13 protein-coding genes are annotated in these 19,267 nt (G+C 40.1%); 4 read left to right on the top strand and 9 right to left on the bottom strand.

All coding sequences use genetic code 11. The features are described from left to right. Positions 1–82: 82 nt before the first annotated feature. Genes baeR through ACGF5R_RS11145 form a run of 5 tightly spaced genes read right to left on the bottom strand, consistent with a single transcriptional unit; the run spans position 83 to position 9,603 of the window. On the bottom strand, positions 83–787 hold the full coding sequence (gene baeR, locus ACGF5R_RS11165) for a two-component system response regulator BaeR (protein WP_262979919.1): 705 nt from the start codon (positions 785–787) through the stop codon (positions 83–85). Further along, positions 784–2,172: a two-component system sensor histidine kinase BaeS gene (baeS, locus tag ACGF5R_RS11160; protein ID WP_387690878.1), complete on the bottom strand. Its 1,389-nt coding sequence runs from the start codon at positions 2,170–2,172 to the stop codon at positions 784–786. Before baeS ends, baeR begins: the two co-directional genes overlap by 4 nt. After that, positions 2,169–5,255, bottom strand: a complete 3,087-nt coding sequence (gene mdtC, locus ACGF5R_RS11155; RefSeq protein WP_262979920.1) for a multidrug efflux RND transporter permease subunit MdtC — start codon at positions 5,253–5,255, stop codon at positions 2,169–2,171. The genes baeS and mdtC overlap by 4 nt, the downstream gene beginning before the upstream one ends. Then, positions 5,252–8,398 (bottom strand): MdtB/MuxB family multidrug efflux RND transporter permease subunit, encoded by a 3,147-nt coding sequence (locus ACGF5R_RS11150; RefSeq protein ID WP_387690877.1) that lies wholly within the window; start codon positions 8,396–8,398, stop codon positions 5,252–5,254. The genes mdtC and ACGF5R_RS11150 overlap by 4 nt, the downstream gene beginning before the upstream one ends. Continuing rightward, positions 8,398–9,603: an MdtA/MuxA family multidrug efflux RND transporter periplasmic adaptor subunit gene (locus ACGF5R_RS11145; RefSeq protein ID WP_112877739.1), complete on the bottom strand. Its 1,206-nt coding sequence runs from the start codon at positions 9,601–9,603 to the stop codon at positions 8,398–8,400. Before ACGF5R_RS11145 ends, ACGF5R_RS11150 begins: the two co-directional genes overlap by 1 nt. Positions 9,604–10,080: 477 nt before the next feature. On the opposite strand from ACGF5R_RS11145, the gene ACGF5R_RS11140 reads away from it, so the two are divergent. From ACGF5R_RS11140 to ACGF5R_RS11130, 3 genes are all read left to right on the top strand, one after another. Further along, entirely contained in the window at positions 10,081–11,010 is a 930-nt protein-coding gene (locus ACGF5R_RS11140; RefSeq protein WP_387690875.1) for a nucleoside hydrolase, read from the top strand. 25 nt (positions 11,011–11,035) lie between these two features. After that, a complete protein-coding gene (gene add, locus ACGF5R_RS11135; protein WP_387690873.1) occupies positions 11,036–12,025 on the top strand; it encodes an adenosine deaminase in 990 nt (329 codons plus the stop codon). 143 nt (positions 12,026–12,168) lie between these two features. After that, positions 12,169–12,777 carry a Crp/Fnr family transcriptional regulator gene (locus ACGF5R_RS11130; RefSeq protein WP_262979924.1) on the top strand — a complete coding sequence of 203 codons (609 nt, stop codon included), beginning with the start codon at positions 12,169–12,171 and terminating at the stop codon, positions 12,775–12,777. Positions 12,778–12,862: 85 nt separating this feature from the next. On the opposite strand, the gene ACGF5R_RS11125 is transcribed toward ACGF5R_RS11130, so the two are convergent. The 4 genes from ACGF5R_RS11125 to ACGF5R_RS11110 are packed head-to-tail and all read right to left on the bottom strand — an operon-like array spanning position 12,863 to position 17,567. Further along, the gene (locus ACGF5R_RS11125) at positions 12,863–14,395 is read right to left on the bottom strand and encodes an asparagine synthetase B family protein (protein WP_387690871.1); all 1,533 of its coding nucleotides are present in this window, start codon (positions 14,393–14,395) and stop codon (positions 12,863–12,865) included. A gap of 35 nt (positions 14,396–14,430) precedes the next feature. After that, on the bottom strand, positions 14,431–15,786 hold the full coding sequence (aroA, locus tag ACGF5R_RS11120) for a 3-phosphoshikimate 1-carboxyvinyltransferase (RefSeq protein WP_262979925.1): 1,356 nt from the start codon (positions 15,784–15,786) through the stop codon (positions 14,431–14,433). Between the two features lie 27 nt (positions 15,787–15,813). Continuing rightward, a complete protein-coding gene (locus ACGF5R_RS11115) occupies positions 15,814–17,118 on the bottom strand; it encodes a 3-phosphoshikimate 1-carboxyvinyltransferase (protein ID WP_387690869.1) in 1,305 nt (434 codons plus the stop codon). Positions 17,119–17,168: 50 nt separating this feature from the next. Continuing rightward, a complete protein-coding gene (locus ACGF5R_RS11110) occupies positions 17,169–17,567 on the bottom strand; it encodes a RidA family protein (protein WP_112877732.1) in 399 nt (132 codons plus the stop codon). Positions 17,568–18,018: 451 nt separating this feature from the next. Between ACGF5R_RS11110 and ACGF5R_RS11105 the strand changes: the two genes are divergently transcribed. Continuing rightward, the gene (locus ACGF5R_RS11105; protein WP_387690868.1) at positions 18,019–19,257 is read left to right on the top strand and encodes an acetyl-CoA carboxylase biotin carboxylase subunit family protein; all 1,239 of its coding nucleotides are present in this window, start codon (positions 18,019–18,021) and stop codon (positions 19,255–19,257) included. Positions 19,258–19,267 lie beyond the last annotated feature (10 nt).

Genomic DNA, 19,267 nt, shown 5'->3' with positions numbered 1-19,267 from the left:
TTAAAGGTAAGTATTTTTAATATAGCTGAATTTCTGACCGGTGAAAGGTTGAAAGAAATTTAATTCAGTTAAAGTGTGACAGTTATAACAAACGGCATATATCCGCTTCCCATCGGTAACCAAGTCCATAAATAGAACGAATGAATGTTTTACTGTTATCCAATTGTTCCAGTTTACGGCGTAAATTTTTAATGTGGCTATCAATGGTACGGTCTGTCACGATTCGGTGATCGTCATATAGATTATTCAATAGCTTATCGCGGGAAAATACTTGCCCAGGGCGACTTGCCATCGTTTTTAATAACCGGAATTCAACTGGGGTCAAATCCAATATTTTATCGCGGTAACGCGCTTGAAAACAGGCTTCGTCAATTTGTAGATCGCTTTGCTTGACAATATCTTGTGGTCGGTAACAGCGACGAAGAATTGTTTTAACTCGCGCGACAATTTCACGCGGGCTGTAAGGTTTACAAATATAATCATCTGCCCCGATTTCCAATCCAAGTAAACGGTCAATTTCTTCCGTCTTGGCGGTGACCATAATAATCGGTACGTCAGAGAAGCGGCGAATTTCCCGACAAATAGAGATGCCATCACAACCTGGAAGCATTAAATCCAGCAAAATAATATCTGGATTGTGTTGCTGTACATGGGAGACCGCTTCATCACCTCGCAGTAGCCATTGGGTTTCGTAATCAGCCGCCCGCAAGTAATCAACCAGCAATTGCCCAAGCTTTGGCTCATCTTCAACAATCAAAACAGTATAATGCCCAAATTTTGTACTCATAACGTTTCGTCGTCGAGGGATTCAGTTAGCGGCAATTCTACGATAATTCTCAGGCCGCCTAAAGGTGAGGGTTCGGCATGGATCGTACCGTTATGTGCTTCAACGATGTTATTGCAAATGGCTAACCCAAGTCCTGATCCACCACTGGCACGGTTTCGTGAGGATTCACTGCGGTAGAATCGTTCAAAAACCTGTTGGCATTGCTCTGGTGACAAGCCGGGCTTGCTGTCCTCCCAACTCAGAATGAAGTGGTTATCGTCAGAACAACCTTTAATGATCAATTTTCCATTATCAGCGGTATAGCGAAGACTATTTTCCAGTAAATTATGAAATAGCTGAGTCAATCTGCTTGGGTCAGCAAACACCATAATAATTTCAGGAAGTTTAACATCCACTTGGATTTGTTTATCAAGGAAACGTCCATGATAAGATGCGATAGCAACCTGAATTAACTCACTGATGTTGATAAATTCTTTCCGGTATGCCAGCGCCCCGCGATCGGATAGAGATAGCTGGTGTAGATCATCAACCAGTTTGGTCAATGTGGTAATTTCAGCCAATAACGAATTGAGTGTTTCTGGCGTTGGTTTGTGAACACCATCCTGTAACGCTTCTAATTCACCACGCAATATAGAAAGGGGAGTGCGCAGTTCATGAGAAATATCCGCCATATAATCGCGACGCATCTGCTCGTTTTTTTCCAGGGTACTGGCGAGCTGGTTAAAATTGTGGGCAAGCTGACCAATTTCATCTTTACTTGATGGTGTGACTCGGGCACTGAAATCACCGGCTGCCAGTTTATGCGTCCCTTCAACCAAACGTTTAACGGGTTTTAACATACCGCGGGATAATAATAGCGTGGCTATCATTGCTAGCAAGGTAGATAAACCGGCAATTATCCAGCTTGTCAGTTGTTGTTGGCGATCAAAACTGATATCCGCTTGACGGGTAATTTTATCTGATGTGCTAACAATGACCCAGCCAACGACTTGATGATGATAGATGATCGGTTTGCGATAAGTCTCTGACGGGATTTTACCTTCGTGACCGACCAGCGGTTTCATGTCACTATCCACCACCCAAAATTGAGTTCGCCAACCGCGAGGTGGTGGACCTTGATGGCTTTCACTGGTTTGTTCAATGGAGCGGATGATTTGAAAAATTACCCGGTCATTCCTTTTTAAGAATTTCCAGCTGCCATATTGTTGATATTGTTCGGCCAGTGCTTCGGCTAACATGGCAGTACGTAACTGGATATTTTGTTTTATATAACCAATAAAACCATACTGGAAGCTGCTTCTTACGCCCCAGTGCATGGTGATGAGTACTAGCATGCAAGTGGCGAAAATGGCCATAAACAGTTTACCACTGATGCTAAGTTTCATGATTGCTCCATAATTTGCCTGGTGGTACGCCGTTGTTGCCATTTTTCCCTTAGTCGATCAAAACAGAGATAGACAACCGGTGTGGTATACAGTGTTAAAAGCTGGCTCATAACCAAACCACCCACAATGGTTATTCCTAAGGGTTGGCGTAATTCCGTACCGTCGCCACTACTCAAAACCAGTGGCAGGGCACCAAACAAGGCGGCCAGTGTGGTCATCAGAATCGGACGGAAACGTAACAGGCTGGCTTGGAATATCGCATCACGGGCGTGAATATTATCGTTACGTTGAGCTTCAATAGCAAAGTCCACCATAATAATGGCGTTCTTTTTCACGATACCAATCAATAACATGATGCCTATTAATGCTATCAGGCTGAATGGTGTGTCAAACAGTTCCAATGCCAGCAGGGCACCAATACCGGCGGAAGGCAGGGTAGAGAGAATAGTCAATGGATGGATATAACTTTCATACAGGATCCCTAGCACCAGATAGACGGTAATAATGGCAGCCAGAATCAAGAATAATTGTGATTTCAGGGTTTCCTGGAAAATCTGGGCGGTGCCTGCAAAAGTGCCACGAACCGTTGAAGGTACGCCAAGTTCGGTTATGGTTCTTTCAATCGCATTGATAGCATCAGAGAGGGTATAGCCTTCGGATATATTGAAAGCAATGGTTGAAGCAGCAGAAAGCCCCTGATGATTTACACTGAGTGGCGCGTTAGCCGGTTGCCAGTGAGCAAAATAGGAGAGCGGAATGGCTTTTCCTTGATTGTTAATCACAAACATTTTTTCCAGTGCGCTGACATCCTGTGTATATTCTGGTGCAACTTCCATCACCACCTTGTACTGATTAAGTGGTTGATAAATAGTGGATATTTGTCGCTGACCAAAAGCATTATTTAGCAAATTATTGGCTTCACTGACATTAATGCCCAGACGAGACATGGTATCGCGGTCATAGATTATTGCCATTTCAGCTCCTTTATCCTCCTTATCTGAATTCACGTCGACCAGTTGTGGCAATTGCCCTAATGCTTTACGTATAACAGGCTCCCATTTGCGAAGATCATTCAAATCATCTGCCAGCAATGTGAATTGATAGCTGGCATTAGCCTGGCGGCCGCCAGCCCTGATATCCTGTACCGGAATGAGAAATAGATTTGCTCCCGGCTCATTAGCAAGTTTAATTCTCAGGCGTGAAATAACCTGTTCAGCGCTTTCTGAACGCTCTTTCAATGGTTTCAGAGAGATAAACATAAAGCCATTATTTACCCGTCCACCACCGGTAAAACCGATAACGCTGTCTACCGTAGGATCTGCATTGATTGTCTGCATGAAATTTTTCATTTTTTCACGCATAGATTGGAAAGAGATACTTTGATCTGCCCGAACAAACCCTAGCAACCGACCGGTATCCTGCTCTGGGAAGAAAGTTTTAGGGATATTGATATAGAGCCAAACATTTAGGGCAATGATGCCAGCCAAAATTAACAATACCCAACGGCTATGATTAAGAACCCACATCAGGGAGCGTCCGTAAATTTGCTGAATTTTCAGTAGAACTTTACCGAATCCTCGTATTTTCTTCTGTGCTTTGGGGCGCTGAGATTTTAGTAAATGAGCGCACATCATTGGCGTTAGTGTTAGAGAAACTAATAGTGAGATGCTGATTGATGTGGTTAGGGTAATGGCAAATTCACGGAACAGCCGACCAACCAATCCATCCATGAGCAGAAGGGGGATAAAGACTGCTACCAGCGAAATACTCATCGAGAGGACCGTAAAACCCACTTCCCGGACACCCTGTAGGGCCGCTTGCATAGGTTTTATGCCTGCTTCAAGGTGGCGGGAAATATTCTCCAGTACCACAATCGCATCATCTACCACAAATCCTGTGGCAACCGTTAGCGCCATTAAGGAAAGATTGTTCAAACTGAAACCGCACAGATACATAGCGGTAAATGTGCCAATGAGTGAAACAGGTACCGCAATGGCAGGGATCAATGTTGCGCGACCAGAACGCAAGAACAGGAATACCACCAGAATGACCAGCCCGATAGCAATCACCAATGCTCGTTCTACTTCCACTATTGAAGCACGAATAGTTGGTGTGCGGTCTTGAGCAACTTTAAGTTGAATACTGGCAGGAATAGATTCACGTAATGCAGGTAATTGTTCACGGATACGGTTTACTGTGGCGATAATATTCGCGCCAGCCTCACGGCGAATAATCAACAAAATAGCCGGTTTACCGCCAGACATTCCGGCTGCTCTGACATTCTGAACAGAATCTTTTACATTTGCTACATCCTGCAATCGCACTGGTGAATTGTTGTTGTAGTGAACGATGATCGGGCGATAGTTTTCGGCTGTTTTTAACTCATCATTCGTTTGAATTTGCCAGTGTTGCTGATCGGAATCCACATATCCTTGTGGGCGGCGAACATTGGCATTGCTGATAGCTTTGCGTACCGCATCCAGCGAAACCCCCTGATGAAACAGGGCGCCAGGATTCAATTCAACTCTGACTGCGGGTAATGAACTTCCGCCAACAGAGACTTCACTGACACCTTCAACTTGGGCGATTTTCTGAGCCAGTTGTGTAGACGCAAAATCATAAAGCTGCCCCTGATTATAGGTATCGGAAGTCAATGTGAGGATCATGATTGGGGCATCAGACGGGTTGACTTTGTAATAATGCGGCCTGCTCGGCATACCGGAAGGCAACAGACTTTGAGCGGCATTCAGCGCTGCCTGTACATCCCGTGCTGCACTGTTAATATCACGATTGAGATCAAATTCAAGCGTGATATTGGTATTGCCAAGGGAGCTACTGGATGTCATTTCATTGACTCCGGCAATTCGTCCTAAGGCGTGCTCCAGCGGAGTCGCAACCGATGAGGCCATTGTTTCCGGCGAGGCGCCCGGTAATGAGGCGTAAACGGAGATCACCGGAAAATCCACTTGTGGTAAAGGAGAAACCGGCAACAGGGTAAATCCCAATACCCCACATAGGGTTATGGCTAAACTCAATAGCGTGGTGGCAACAGGGCGTTGGATAAATAAGGCAAAAAATTTCACCGCGGCTCCTGATGATCAATAGATGAGGTGTTTGAAACTGAGAGCTGGCGATTGCGGCGATAGTGGGCCAGACGGTCAAACAGTAAATAGATCACTGGCGTAGTAAACAGTGTCAGGATCTGGCTCATAATCAATCCACCTACCATACAGATACCCAGAGGACGACGTAATTCAGCGCCTACACCGGTGCTAAGCATCAAGGGGAGTGCTCCAAGTAATGCGGCCATTGTGGTCATCAGAATCGGACGGAAGCGCAATAAGCACGCTTGATAAATGGCTTCGTAAGGCGATAATCCCTGTTCACGCTCCGCTGACAGCGCAAAATCGATCATCATGATGGCGTTTTTCTTCACAATACCTATCAACAAGATAATGCCGATGATCGCAATGACATCCAGTTCATGACCTGCCATCATCAGCGCTAATAGTGCACCCACTCCTGCTGTCGGTAATGTGGAGAGGATTGTCACCGGATGGATGAAGCTTTCATACAGTATGCCTAGCACGATATACATGGCGATAATGGCCGCCGCGATTAGCCACAATGTATTGCCCAGTGCGCTTTCAAATGCCAGCGTTGTTCCCTGGAATTGTGTGGAAATGTCTTTGGGCATTTTGATCAATTGTGCGGCATCACGAACAGCATTGACCGCCTGTTCGAGAGAAGCATCCTCGGCAACGTTGAAAGAAAATGTTGCTGAGGGAAATTGAGCCAGATGATTGATTGCCAGTGGGCCAAATCTTTGTTCAATAGTTGCAATAGTTCTGAGAGGTACGACATGGCCGTCAGTTCCGTTAAGGCGGATGTTATCAAATGCTGCCAGCCCTGGAGTCGATGTCACATCATGTTCCAAGATGATCCGATACTGATTAGCCTGCGTATAAATGGTTGAAATTAGCCGTTGGCCGAACGCGTTATAGAGTGCGTTATCTATAGCGGCCATTGAGATGCCCAATCGGCTGGCAATGTCTCGGTCTACTTTAACGTAGGCGATCAGCCCCTGATCTTGCCAGTCACTGCTGATATCAACTAGCTCTGCTCTCTGCTTTAGTTCAGCCAGCAATTTTGGCACCCAGATACTCAGTTCATCCAGAGAGGTTGCCTGCAAAGTGAATTGGTATTGGGTACGGGTAACCTGAGTGTCAATTGTCAAATCCTGCATCGGTTGCAGATAGAGCTTTATGCCGGGTATAGCGGCAACTTTTTCCTGCAAACGCGGAATAATGTCAACGATTCTGTCATCACGCTGATTGAGTGGTTTTAGTGTGATTTGCAGTCGCCCGTTATTCAATGTTGGGTTACTGCCATCAACGCCTACAAAAGTGGTGACATTTTCTACTGCCGGGTCTTGCAGTAATAAGGATGAAACCTGCTGTTGTTTATTCACCATTGCAGCAAAGGAAATGGATTGCGGCGCTTCCAGTGTTCCCTGAATCAGCCCATTATCCTGTGATGGAAAAAATCCTTTTGGAATCATCAGATAGAGCAGAGCAGTTAGCACCAATGTGCTTAGGGCGATGCTAAAGGTGATCCACGGATGGTTCAGTGCTCTTTTTAGCCATACAGCATAACCGGCAATCATTTGTTCAAAAAAGCGTTCACTGGCTTGTTCAAAACGATTGTGTTTTGTCTGTGATTCCGGTTTCAATATTCGAGCGCACATCATGGGGGTTAATGTCAGTGAGACAATAGCTGAAATCAGAATTGCCACGGCCAAGGTAATTGCAAACTCACGAAACAGGCGGCCAACGATATCGCCCATAAAAAGCAGCGGGATCAGTACCGCAATCAAAGAGAAAGTCAGGGAGATAATGGTAAAACCGATTTCACCCGCACCTTTTAATGCTGCTGTCATCGGTTTCTCGCCTTGTTCTATATAACGGGAGATATTTTCAATGACCACAATGGCATCGTCTACGACAAAACCGGTGGCAATGGTGAGCGCCATTAGCGTCAGATTATTGACGGAGAAACCGCAGAAATACATCACTGCGAATGTACCGATCAGTGAAAGAGGAACGGCGATACTGGGGATAAGTGTTGCGATACCGTTACGTAAAAACAGATAAATCACCATAACAACCAGTGCAATTGCCAGTAACAGCTCAAACTGAACATCTTTCACTGAGGCACGAATGGTTGTCGTGCGGTCGGTCAGGATTTTCATATCGACGAACTTTGGCAAGCTGCTGATAAGTTCCGGCAACATCTGACGAATGTTATCTGTAGTTTCAATCACATTGGCGCCTGGCTGGCGCTGAACATTAATCACAATGGCTTGTTTGTTATTTGACCATGCACCTAGTTTGATGTTTTCAGCGCCTTGTTCAATGGTTGCGACATCTTGTAACCGTACCGGTGAGCCGTTTTTATAGGCAATGATCAAGTTGCGGTAATCATTTACTGACTTCATCTGATCGTTGGCCGAAAGCGTGACAGAGCGAGTCGGGCCATCAAGGCTACCTTTGGCGGAGTTAACGTTAGCATTGTTGATAGCGGTGCGGATCGTTTCGCTATCCAATCCCTGTGCAGCGATCGCTTGGGCGTTTAGCTTCACTCTGACGGCTGGTCGCTGGCCGCCGGCGAGTGTCACTAATCCTACACCGTTGACCTGTGAAATTTTCTGTGCAATACGGGTTTCCATCATGTCCTGAATCTGTGTCATCGGCATTGCATCGGAGGTGACTGCTAGCATTAGAATCGGTGGATCAGCGGGATTAACTTTGCTGTAGATAGGGGGATAAGGCAGGTCATTCGGCAATAAATTACTGGCTGCATTGATAGCCGCCTGCACTTCCTGTTCGGCGACATCTAACGGCAAAGTTAGCTGGAATTGTAATGTGATAACGGAAGCCCCGCCGGAACTTTGAGATGCCATCTGTTTAAGGCCAGACATCTGTCCGAGTTGGCGCTCCAGTGGTGCGGTGACTGCCGAAGTCATCACATCGGGGCTTGCACCGGGGTAGAGTGTGACCACCTGAATGGTGGGATAGTCCACTTCTGGTAATGCAGACACGGGCAACATGCGATAGCCGATAATACCTGCCAGTAGGATTGCTGCCATAAACAGCGTGGTGGCAACAGGTCGCAAGATGAACAGGCGTGATGGTCCGCCTCCTGGGATTGGGGAGCTTACCTGCATCAGGAATTCTCCGTTTTATCGTGTTTTTGTGGCTGAGGCATATTTGCCATCGGTGTGACAATATCCACCTTAGCGCCATCTGTCAGGCGATCGATACCATCAGTGACCACTTTATCACCTGCTGCTAAGCCGGTACTGATAACAACGCGTTTTGTATCCTGCAATTTGACCGTGACCAGATGTTTGCTGACTTTATTCTCTTTACCTAACATCCAGACAAAATTCCCTTCATTACCCATTTGCAGGGCAGCATTTGGGATCACCACTGCGTTTTCCAGTGTATCGACTTTAATACGGACATTAACAAACTGATTTGGGAATAAGATGCTATCTTGATTGGAAAAACGGGCTTTCAGCTTAATTGTGCCGGTAGCGGCATCAATTTGATTATCAATGCTCAACAGTTTTCCTTCGGCAAGTTGTTGCTGGTTATTGCGATCCCAGGCACTAACAGCGACGTTATGATTCGTTTTCTGAGCTTGTAAAACAGCATTGATATCGTTTTCAGGGAGTGAAAATAGCACATCTACTGGATCGGTTTGGGTAATAACCACGATAGGAGAGCTGTTACCACTGGAAATAAAATTTCCTACATCGATCTGCTTCAAGCCCACTTTACCGGAAATGGGAGCGGTAATACGGCTGTAAGTGAGTTGAAGTTTTGCGCTATCAATTGCTGCTTGATCAACTTTCAGACTGGCTTCGTGTTGGCGGACAAGTGCACGTTGATTATCCATTTCTTGTTGGGAAATCAGGTGAGTGTTTGCCAATTTTTGGTAGCGATTGAGATCCTGACGGGCATTCGCCAATATTGCTTCATCTTTAGCAAGCTGGCCTTTGGCTTGTGCTAGTTGAACCTGAAAAGGGCGTGGATCAATTTCTGCCAGTAAATCCCCTTGTTTAATTTGTTGTCCTTCCTGAAAGTGCAAAGCGATAAGCTGACCTTCAACCCGGCTGGTTACCGTGGCAGTATTGGCGGCCTGAATGGTGCCAAGCCCGGCCAGAAAGCGAGGGACTGCCTGCTCTTTTGCTGTGGCAACCTGTACAGGGGGTAAAGGGGAATGTCTTAAACCAGAGGATTGATCAGATGGGCTAGATTGTTGAGGGGTTTTAAGTTGGTACCAGAAAAATATAGCGGCAGCAATGGCAATAGCGGCCAGTGCTGCACGGAAAAGGAGGGTACGGTGTTTATTATTTTGATTCATTTCTTCGACATTCTCTCAAACGCAAGGCCAAGGTATTGCTTGATTATGTCCGACTGAAATATCGGTTTAATCACATGCTATTAGTTTAGACAGTGAGGATAGGCTAAAAAATGGAGAAAATGTGGAAAATATGTCAAGGAAGCGCTTTTTAAGGCAAATTAAGGCGTTTTTTGTCAGTTTTTTCGAGCCGGCTCCAGAAATTATGCAAATGATGCTGCCTCTGTTATACCCAATGGATTTCAAGATGCATCGCGACGGCAAGGGAGTGAATCCCCGGGAGCATAGCAAATTATGTGACTGGGGCTATTTAGCACATATTTCTGCGAATTGTTTATTGACGGTACATTGTGAAATAGGGCACATATTGGTTATCTATCTCTGTGCACATTGTTTTTTAATTCTGGAAAAAGGTCATGTGACTTTTTTTTAGCGTAACTTATAGACTAATGTAAGGAATATGATAAAGGGAAATAGGCTATGAGACATTTCATTATTGATACAGATACGGCTTCCGATGATGCAGTTGCATTACTGATGGCGCTCCGTGAACCCTCAGTTTTTATTGAAGGTATTACTATTGTTTCAGGTAATTGTGCTGTTACTCAGTGCAGGAAAAATGCATTGGTTAGTATTGAAAAAGCAGGAACATATATTCCTCCGGTATATGAAGGGATGAGTAAACCATTATTTAGAGAGCACTATGCTTCATATCATATTCATGGAAAAGATGGTATGGGTAATATGAATTTACCCGAGTCTTCGTTAATAGTAGAAGATAAACATGCAGTAGATGCAATTGTTGATATCGTGAAAAAATTTCCTGGTGAGATAGAGATAATCGCTTTGGGGCCATTAACAAATATAGCAATGGCTGTCTTAAAAGAGCCGGATTTATATAAATTTGTTAAAGTGATTTATATTATGGGAGGTTCTGGATTGAAGCTAGGTAATATTACGCCATTAGCTGAATTCAATATCTATTCTGATGCTGAAGCAGCACATATAGTATTGAATTCTGGATTGCCTCTTATGTTTTGTGGATGGGAGTTAGGTATGGAGGAGGCTTTTATTAATGAATTCGATATGGATAAATTAAATTCTTTAGGTGATCTTGGTCAGTTTGCAGTGAGCTGTAATAGAACATTGATTGAATTCAATGCGGGAAGAACGAATAGAAAAGGATTTGATCTGCCTGATCCTATAACAATGGCTATTGCTTTATATCCGAATGAAGTGATTGAGGATAAATTAGAGGTGTATGGTTATGTTGAATATCAAAGCGCACGTTCATATGGGCATTTAGTGATTGATTCAACCGATCTTCTCAATCATCCTCATAATATGAGTGTGGTGACTAAAATCAAGGGTAAGGTATTTAAGAATAAACTATTTACATTATTATCGTAATTTTAGTCATATAGGCGAATAAAAGATGAATTTTAATCCTGATTTACTGAGAAAGGTAGAATTACATACGCATCTTGATTGTGGGTTGAGTTATCATTTCGTTAAAAAGCTTATTCCTGATATTACCCATAAGTCATTTTGTGAAAAATATATTGCCCCTGAAAAATGTCATGATTTAGGTGATTTTTTAAATAAAATCATTCCTTCACTGGATTTACTACAAAAAAGGGACGTAATAGCTGATGCTGTAGAAGATCTTTTTATACAATTAAAAAGCGATAATGTAGTTTATGCTGAAATTAGATTTTCACCTTTACTTCATCTTCGCTTAGGATTAAATGAGCGCGATATTGTAGAAATTGTTTTGGAGGCAATGAAAAATTCTTCAGTCAAATATGGTATAGCAGCAGGTTTAATATTATGTACATTGCGGCATTTTTCAGAAGATCAAAGTTTGAAAACCGCATATCTTGTCAATGAATATTCTAATTACGGTGTTGTTGCTCTCGATCTTGCTGCCGATGAGGCAAGATATCCACTTAATGCGCATTTGAATGCGTTTAGAATAGTGTTAGAAAATGGTGGAAATGTTATTGCGCATGCAGGAGAAGCGAAAGGGGCTGAAAGTGTGCGCGAGACTATCAATAAATTAAATATTTCTCGTATAGGTCATGGTGTCAGAAGTGTTGAAGATCGAGATGTTATTGATCTCCTTATAGAGAGAAATATACATTTAGAAATATGCCCGACGTGTAATATTATTTGCGATATTTATGATATCTATGAAAACCATCCAGTTAATTTTTTAAAAGAGATTGGTGTCAATATTGGGATTAATACGGATGCCCGGACAGTGGCAAATATCACCTTGTGTGAAGAATATTTGAAGATTAATCGATACTTTGGTTGGCAATATAGTGATTTTATTGAAACAAATTTGAATGCATTACAGGCTTCATTTTCTAGTAATGAATTGAAAAGTCGATTGGAAAAGGAAATAATGAAATTGTCGTAGTGAAAAATTGCATTCTATTTATCTTTTTATATAATTGGAAAAATTATATTAAATCTGTATTAGATATGTATCGGGATAAAGAGAATAAATTGAAATATTATATTGATAAATATCATCTAGATAGCATTTTTCCAGCAGAGTTTATGACAAAGTTAGATGTGGTTGAAGTGAAGAAAAATAGCTATCTTACACATCAGTCATCAATTTTTACTCATCTCTATATTTTAGTTGAGGGTAAACTAAAGGTTGAGTTTTATAATATTAATGGAAAATTTTCTGTTTTTGCCTTTGCTACTCCTCTTTTTCTTATTGGAGATTTAGAACTTTTTCATTCCCAAGGCGATAACATAATTAATACTGTCTTTGCTCAGGAGCGATCAGTACTGCTATCAATTCCGTTAGAGACGGTAAGAATATTTGGATTAACAGATGCTGTATTTCTTCAATTTGTTTGTAAACAACTCAGTAATAAGCTTTTTGAGTCTTCTTTGTTTCGAATGGGAATGTTTTTAACTGTTGAGGATAAGTTAAAGCGATTTCTTTACTATCATTCGAAAAGAAATGGAACTGTGTTGGTATTAGAGAAAAGGGAAGATTTAGCATCTGTTTTAGGTGTTTCAGTCAGGCAATTAAATAGAGCTATTAAGAGTTTAAATGAAAAAGGAATAATTGTATCAAAGAATAAGAGAGTTGAAATTATTGATTATGATTTTTTAAAAAAGGATATTGAGTTTCAATTTGATGCCAAGTGATGGAAATAAAAAATTCTATTTTTTATTTCCAAATAGCTGCATTATTAACAGAATAAACAATGCAGCAATCAATATAATGGTTAAATTACGATATGAAATTAAAGTAACCCGATTCTGAAAAATCTTTGCCAGATTCTTTGAAACGCTCTTTCGGTAGTGGATAACCCAAAGAGAGATATTTTTCAGCGAAATATAATGAACTTTGATGGGTTAACCCGATAGAATTAAGGTTGTCAACCATGCTTCTCGGTAGATTGCATTTAATATCTTTAACGTAATCAACGATAGTATTTTTTACACCACTGCCATCTGGCATTCTTATTTTTGGTCTGTCAATGATATATTCGGATATTTTTCCTCTGAATGCTTCGCGTAAAATATGTTTTTCTATCCCATTATTGAGTTTGTAAGAAAAATCCAAGCTTAAAACATAAGGCACTAGTGCTGAATCCATAAAGGGAACTCTTGCTTCAACAGTATTTCTCATGCTTGCCCGATCAACTCTTTGTAAATCAGTCCTATAAAGATTATTTAATCGATATAGGGAGAGGTGATGGGGGTCGGGGTATGTTTTAAATAAATCGTAACCAGCAAAAATTTCATCACTACCTTCTCCACATAAAGCAATTTTAAAGCCAAGGCGGTTAGCAATATAATAGCCAAAGTGAGCAATAGTTGAATCAATCGCATCGATTTGTTCGAAAAATTCACCATAATAGATAGCATCTTGGATATTATTGATTAATTCTTCCTGAGTAAATGTATATATAATATGCTTTATATTATTCTCAGAACAATATCTTTGGGCAATTTCAATGTCTTTTGAACCCGGTAATCCAAATGAAATCGCCGTAATATCGTGGTGATATTTTTTTGCAAGATAAAGTACGATGGTACTGTCTATGCCGCCGCTAAACATAATTGACACAGGTAGGTCTGTGTCAACTCGCTTTCTGACGGCATTATCTAACAGTGAATAGACTTTTTCTTTTGCCTGTTCGAAGTTATCGCTGCTTGCTGGGATAGTTGTGTCGTAGCTAATATATTTCTCACTAGTAAATCCGTCGAAAATTGAACCGGGTTCAACAGGTTTAATTTCTGAGTTAAACTCGATCAATGATTTTATTTCTGATGCTACATACCAGTTACCCTCTTTTTGGGTGTAATAGAGAGGTTTTATACCGACGTGATCTCTGCCTAATAAGAATTTATTATTCTTATTATCAAATAGAATAAAACTAAACATGCCATCTAATTTTTTAATAAATGACTTGCCATAGCAAATGTAGGCAATTAGGGCAACTTCTGCATCGCCACCATTTTTAAATTGATAACCTTGTTTAATTAATTCATTTCGAAGAGATTTGTAATTATAAATTTGACCATTCAGAACAAGATGAAGATCATGTTCCTGATTTGATATGGGTTGATAGGCTGAATCGCGTTCGACAATAGCAAGCCTGTTGGTTGCGATTGAAAAGTTATTTCTGACAATCTTCTCATTAAATCGAGATGGATCGCCCCGATGTGCTATTTTTGACATTATCGTCTGTAGCTTATTCTCAATATCATCAATAAGCCTATTTTCTGTATTAAAAACACCACCAATTCCACACATAGTGAATTCCTTCGGTTAAGAGTTATCAATGATATTTAAACGTCTTCTGGTATAGGGCCAGAATATTTTAATTCGTTCACATTGGCGCCTAATGTGGATATTTCGGCGAAATATTCTGGATAGGTCTGACCAACATGATATGGCTCACTGATAATGAGGGGCTCATCACAATGTAAACCTATTGTTGTGAGTGCCATGATTAATCCATGATCGTAATGACCATCAACAATAATGCCGCCTTTATATCCATATGGATTGCCATAAATAATTAATTGGTCTAGCTTCTCTTCTGATCTAATCCCTATTTTGTCTAATTCCCGTCGAAAATCAGAAATTCTGTCTGATTCTTTATAGCGGATATGTTCAATGTTATAGAAAACGCTTTTACCGTCGGCAAACGCAGCTAATGCAGCAAGTGCTGGTACCGCATCTGGTGCCAGTGAACCATCGAAATCCTGCGCTTTTAGGATTCCGCCAGATCGAATATTGAGACAATCATCCCTGATGAAGCTGATTTTCGTTCCACTGTTAATTAAATAATCCACCACCGCGCCATTACCTAATTCTTCCTCAAAGAAACCGTTTAGGGTGACATCAGAATTCAGTGAGGCACAAAGTGCAAGGATTGCCGCCGTGCTGGCTGGATCAGCGCCGACGCTAAATTCTGATGGAATAAATCGATTTTTTCCTGTCGTAAAGAAATTGCGGAATTTATCATCATATTCGATATTAATGCCCGCTTTGCGCAAATTATTAATTGTCGTGTGAACCATCGATGGTGCGGTAATTGTATCGATGACTTTTATTTGCAGATCTCGTTCACTAATGGCACCTAAGTAAAGTAGTCCACTCAGGAATTGAGAGCTCTTTCTGCATGAAATTTCAGTGTAACTACCGATGTTTCTATCTGATTTCATGCTTATCGGCAAAAGTGAATCAGGCCCAACAGAGGTGCACTGAATATTGAGTAATTTTAATGCATTGACCATTTCTGATTGTGATCGTGTACCCAGGGAGTAACTGTATTCTGTAATAAATTCAGTATCAGGTAAATAACCGGCTACTCCCATTAATAGCCTTAATACAACGCCAGAATTACCTGGGTTAAAGATGATTTTTTTATCAATTTTTCTGATATCTATGCCTTCTACGATTGTCCTTGTAATATCACTATTAAATGATGCCCCTAAACGGGAACAGTTTAATTTCATTGCTGTTGTATTGTTCCCTGATGCCATGTTATTTATTTTACTTGTACCTTCCGTTAATGATGCAGTCAGAATGGCGCGAGTTGAAGAACTTTTGGAGGCAGGTAAGGTTATTGAGCCATTTAATGATTTTGTTTTGTTTATTTCGATAAATGGCGGATGATTATTACCATAATAATTCATATTTTTGTCTCGCTTTTATACTGTTAGCTAACTTATTTTAGCTCCGAGAGAACTTAAGGATTGGATAAATCCAGGAAAACCATCATCTAATTTATGTATATGATTAACCGTTGTTCGTTCTCTTGCCCCTAGTGATGCAATAATATTGGATGCGCAAATCCGATGATCATAATAACTGAATATTTCGACGCCTCCGTTTAATGGTCCGTTACCGTTGATCCTTATTTTGTTGAAAGCCCCAGTATCATCAAAAATTAAATAACTTTTCCCGCCCATCATGCGTATATTTTCGTTGATAATAAATGCGCGTTGACATTTATGATTGTTTATAGCATTAAGACCGGAAAATGTAATATTTCCATTGCCATTAATCGCTGCCGCGATAATGTTAGTAGCAACGGAAGGAAGTTCATTTAAGTAGATTTCATCTGTAATGGTGTTATGTTCCTCCTCCAGGCTGATATTAAGTTGATTCTTAATTGGGTTATATTTTAAATTCATACCAAATTTTTTATATATGTCAAATAATACTCTTTCGTTAATGGTATTCCCCAAATAATAACTTCTGATGGTGACTTTGCTTGGTCGATTAATACTTAATATTGACGAAGCAATGTAGCTTAGTGATGTGAAATCAGAGGGGATGCTAATAGTAATATCCCTTGGTTGATATTCAGTTGAAATAAATGTGCTGCCTATTCGAGTGATTTGACTTCCCAATAACGCCATCATGTTAATTGTTATATCGACATATCCATTCTTAGTTTCGCCATTGTTGTTAATGATAATACTTTTCCCTTTCATAAATGGTGAAACAAGAAGAGAGAATGATAGGAATTGAGTACTCTTATTGAAGTTTAATGGCGATTGTGATGGATATATTCTTCTGGAAATAATGACAATATTTTCTTCTCGCTTTTCTGCAAATACATTCAGGTATGAAAAAAATGATTCATCATACAGACTTTCTCTGTTAAACAGTGAATCATTGCATTTTATATAAACTTCCTTTTCTGTTAGTGACGCTAAAGCGACAATGATTCTAAATAACATGCCAGAACCATTAGCATTAATGATCCCATTACAATGATAGATTGGATGTGCTCCTTTCAATATGATGTGGTTTTCACTTCTGTCCAGAATTTGCAGACCAAATTGTTGTAAAGCAATAAGGAGATCTTCGGTTTCGGTACACCACGATATATTATTTACGGTTGTTGTTTCTTCATTCAATAGTGCTAATAGTAGCGCTCTTTGGATATGAGGCTTAGATGATGGTATGACTATTTCCCCGTTAAGAGTGGAGCCGGGGAGCACGCTAATTTTATTCATGCCAAGCCTCCAGGTAGATCAATTACCATTGGTATTATTCTTTAATTTAACTATTTGCTATCGATAGCAATAGTTGTAATTTCAACGTAATGTTCTGGCTTTACCATCGATTTAACGGCAATAGTCGTATTGACCGGGCGTATATCGCCAAATTTCTCATTAAATGCTCGACAATAATCATCAAAATGTTGGAAATCTGTTAAATGTGTTACTGTGCTGACAACGTCAGTCAGTTCTGCATCAAGCTCTTTTAAATATTTCTCAATTTTTTCTATGATAAATAGAGTTTGCTCGTAAGCATTTTCCCCCATAACATTTCCATCACCATCTGAAGCGACACATCCTGCAATAAATATCTGATTGCCAACTCTTTTTCCTCTTGAGTATCCCATTTTATTTTCCCACGGAGAGGGGCTGAATACTGTTTTTCTAATTTCATGAGATGACATAAATACTCCTATAAATGAAAATATATAAGAAGAAGATTTGGGAACAATAAATTAATTTAAACAATTTATTCCGTTAACTAAAAAATATCCGTAAATCAATGTAGTATTAATAAAAGTATATAAAGTCTGATATGTCAAATAAAGTTGATTATTAAATTAGAATAATTGGGTGTTTTTTTATTTTAAAAATGAATAACTATTTTATTTTTGGCGAAAAAATTATTTTTATGAAAAAATTCTTTTTATTATTTAATTGGTTATGTATTAAATAGCTGAATCTGGTTGTATTCTGGCGGTTTTTTTATTTGAAAGTCATCTTAGTTGGAACTATACATGATGATTAGGTTGTCTTAATTTTAATGAAACTTTTTATTATTAAGTAAAATTAGATGATTTCAGGAATGAAGAAAGCGTCATAAATTAATAAATATCAACTAACGATGGGGTCGATATGCGTGTTTTTATTTTTATTGAAGCAAGACCGGTTGAATGCTCGGCAATTGATTATATTAGAGATTTGGGATTTTCTCCTGTGTTATTGACTTCAATGGAATCAATGAATAAAGGATTATATGATGATTTAAGAAAGGAATTATTTGATAATATTTATTATGTTGATACGAGAAATAGTACAGATATCATTAATTTAATTAAAGATAACCGTATTCCTGTTGCTGCAATTTTAGGTTGCTATGATGATTTTATGATTGTGGCGTCTGAAGTAGCGTTAGAATTCGGTTTACCTCACCCGGATATAGATGGTTTGAGGAATGCATTTAGTAAGAAGAATGTCAGGGATATCTTAGCACAACATGGTTATGAGCAACCTGCTTACGAGGTTTTTTCTTATAATAATATTCCAGAAAATCCTAAGGTTCCTTTTCCGTTTGTGGTTAAGCCACTTCGTGATGCAGGGGCTTATGGGGTATCACTTTGTAAATCTCAAGATGATTACCACCATGTGGTTTCAGAAATTTCATCTAATGGCACAATGTCAATGCTCGGTAAAGTTAATGAAGAGTTCTTGATAGAAGAGTTCCTGCAAGGAAATTTTTATGGGGCAGAATTAATTTATAGTCATGATGAATGGCATTTACTTGGTATCAATAGAATTTTCGTTTCTCCTGATGATGACCTGTGTATGATCGGCTTATCTCATCCTGCTGAACTGTCTGAATTTGAGTTTGCAATGGCTTGTAAGTTTGTTAAGGAGTGGGTAGCCGCTTTGGGATTACGGGGTGGTGCAATAAATGTAGAATTTATTTATACCTCTCGTGGGCCCGTATTAGTTGAAGTCAATTTGCGCATAGCGGGTGCTAGAGCGGCTCAACAGATCTTCATGACTTCTGGGATTAATATGGTCAAATACTTGGTCGATTTTGTTTGTGGTATCGAAAGTTCTATATCACCAGCGTCGGAAATCGTTTATCCATTTGTCGCTGATGCATTTGTTTTTTATCGTGGTGAGGGGGTTGTCAATGATATCAGAATAGATGCTGATATCCCTTATTTCATTTCCGCAGGGTTTAAAAAAACGCCTTTTACTATTTTATCGAAAAGTAAAAATTCATCAAAAAATAAAAACTTTGGTTCTATTGTCGGTTATGTTCTGGCTTATGGTAATAGTTGTGAGGAAGCGATGGAAAATGCGACACGTATTGCTAACCGCGTACAGTTAAAAACAAATTAATAAGAGATTA

Source organism: Photorhabdus sp. RM71S, from assembly GCF_042879355.1.
Classification (GTDB): domain Bacteria; phylum Pseudomonadota; class Gammaproteobacteria; order Enterobacterales; family Enterobacteriaceae; genus Photorhabdus; species Photorhabdus kayaii.
This window is presented reverse-complemented; position numbering and strand designations above follow the sequence as displayed.

What these genes read in the sequence shown, in the direction of transcription:
- baeR (WP_262979919.1), bottom strand. Translation starts at nt 787, where the DNA reads ATGAGTACAAAATTTGGGCATTATACTGTTTTGATTGTTGAAGATGAG.
- baeS (WP_387690878.1), bottom strand. Translation starts at nt 2,172, where the DNA reads ATGAAACTTAGCATCAGTGGTAAACTGTTTATGGCCATTTTCGCCACT.
- ACGF5R_RS11125 (WP_387690871.1), bottom strand. Translation starts at nt 14,395, where the DNA reads ATGTGTGGAATTGGTGGTGTTTTTAATACAGAAAATAGGCTTATTGAT.
- ACGF5R_RS11105 (WP_387690868.1), top strand. Translation starts at nt 18,019, where the DNA reads ATGCGTGTTTTTATTTTTATTGAAGCAAGACCGGTTGAATGCTCGGCA.
- ACGF5R_RS11110 (WP_112877732.1), bottom strand. Translation starts at nt 17,567, where the DNA reads ATGTCATCTCATGAAATTAGAAAAACAGTATTCAGCCCCTCTCCGTGG.
- ACGF5R_RS11150 (WP_387690877.1), bottom strand. Translation starts at nt 8,398, where the DNA reads ATGCAGGTAAGCTCCCCAATCCCAGGAGGCGGACCATCACGCCTGTTC.
- ACGF5R_RS11140 (WP_387690875.1), top strand. Translation starts at nt 10,081, where the DNA reads ATGAGACATTTCATTATTGATACAGATACGGCTTCCGATGATGCAGTT.
- add (WP_387690873.1), top strand. Translation starts at nt 11,036, where the DNA reads ATGAATTTTAATCCTGATTTACTGAGAAAGGTAGAATTACATACGCAT.
- aroA (WP_262979925.1), bottom strand. Translation starts at nt 15,786, where the DNA reads ATGAATTATTATGGTAATAATCATCCGCCATTTATCGAAATAAACAAA.
- ACGF5R_RS11115 (WP_387690869.1), bottom strand. Translation starts at nt 17,118, where the DNA reads ATGAATAAAATTAGCGTGCTCCCCGGCTCCACTCTTAACGGGGAAATA.
- ACGF5R_RS11145 (WP_112877739.1), bottom strand. Translation starts at nt 9,603, where the DNA reads ATGAATCAAAATAATAAACACCGTACCCTCCTTTTCCGTGCAGCACTG.
- ACGF5R_RS11130 (WP_262979924.1), top strand. Translation starts at nt 12,169, where the DNA reads ATGACAAAGTTAGATGTGGTTGAAGTGAAGAAAAATAGCTATCTTACA.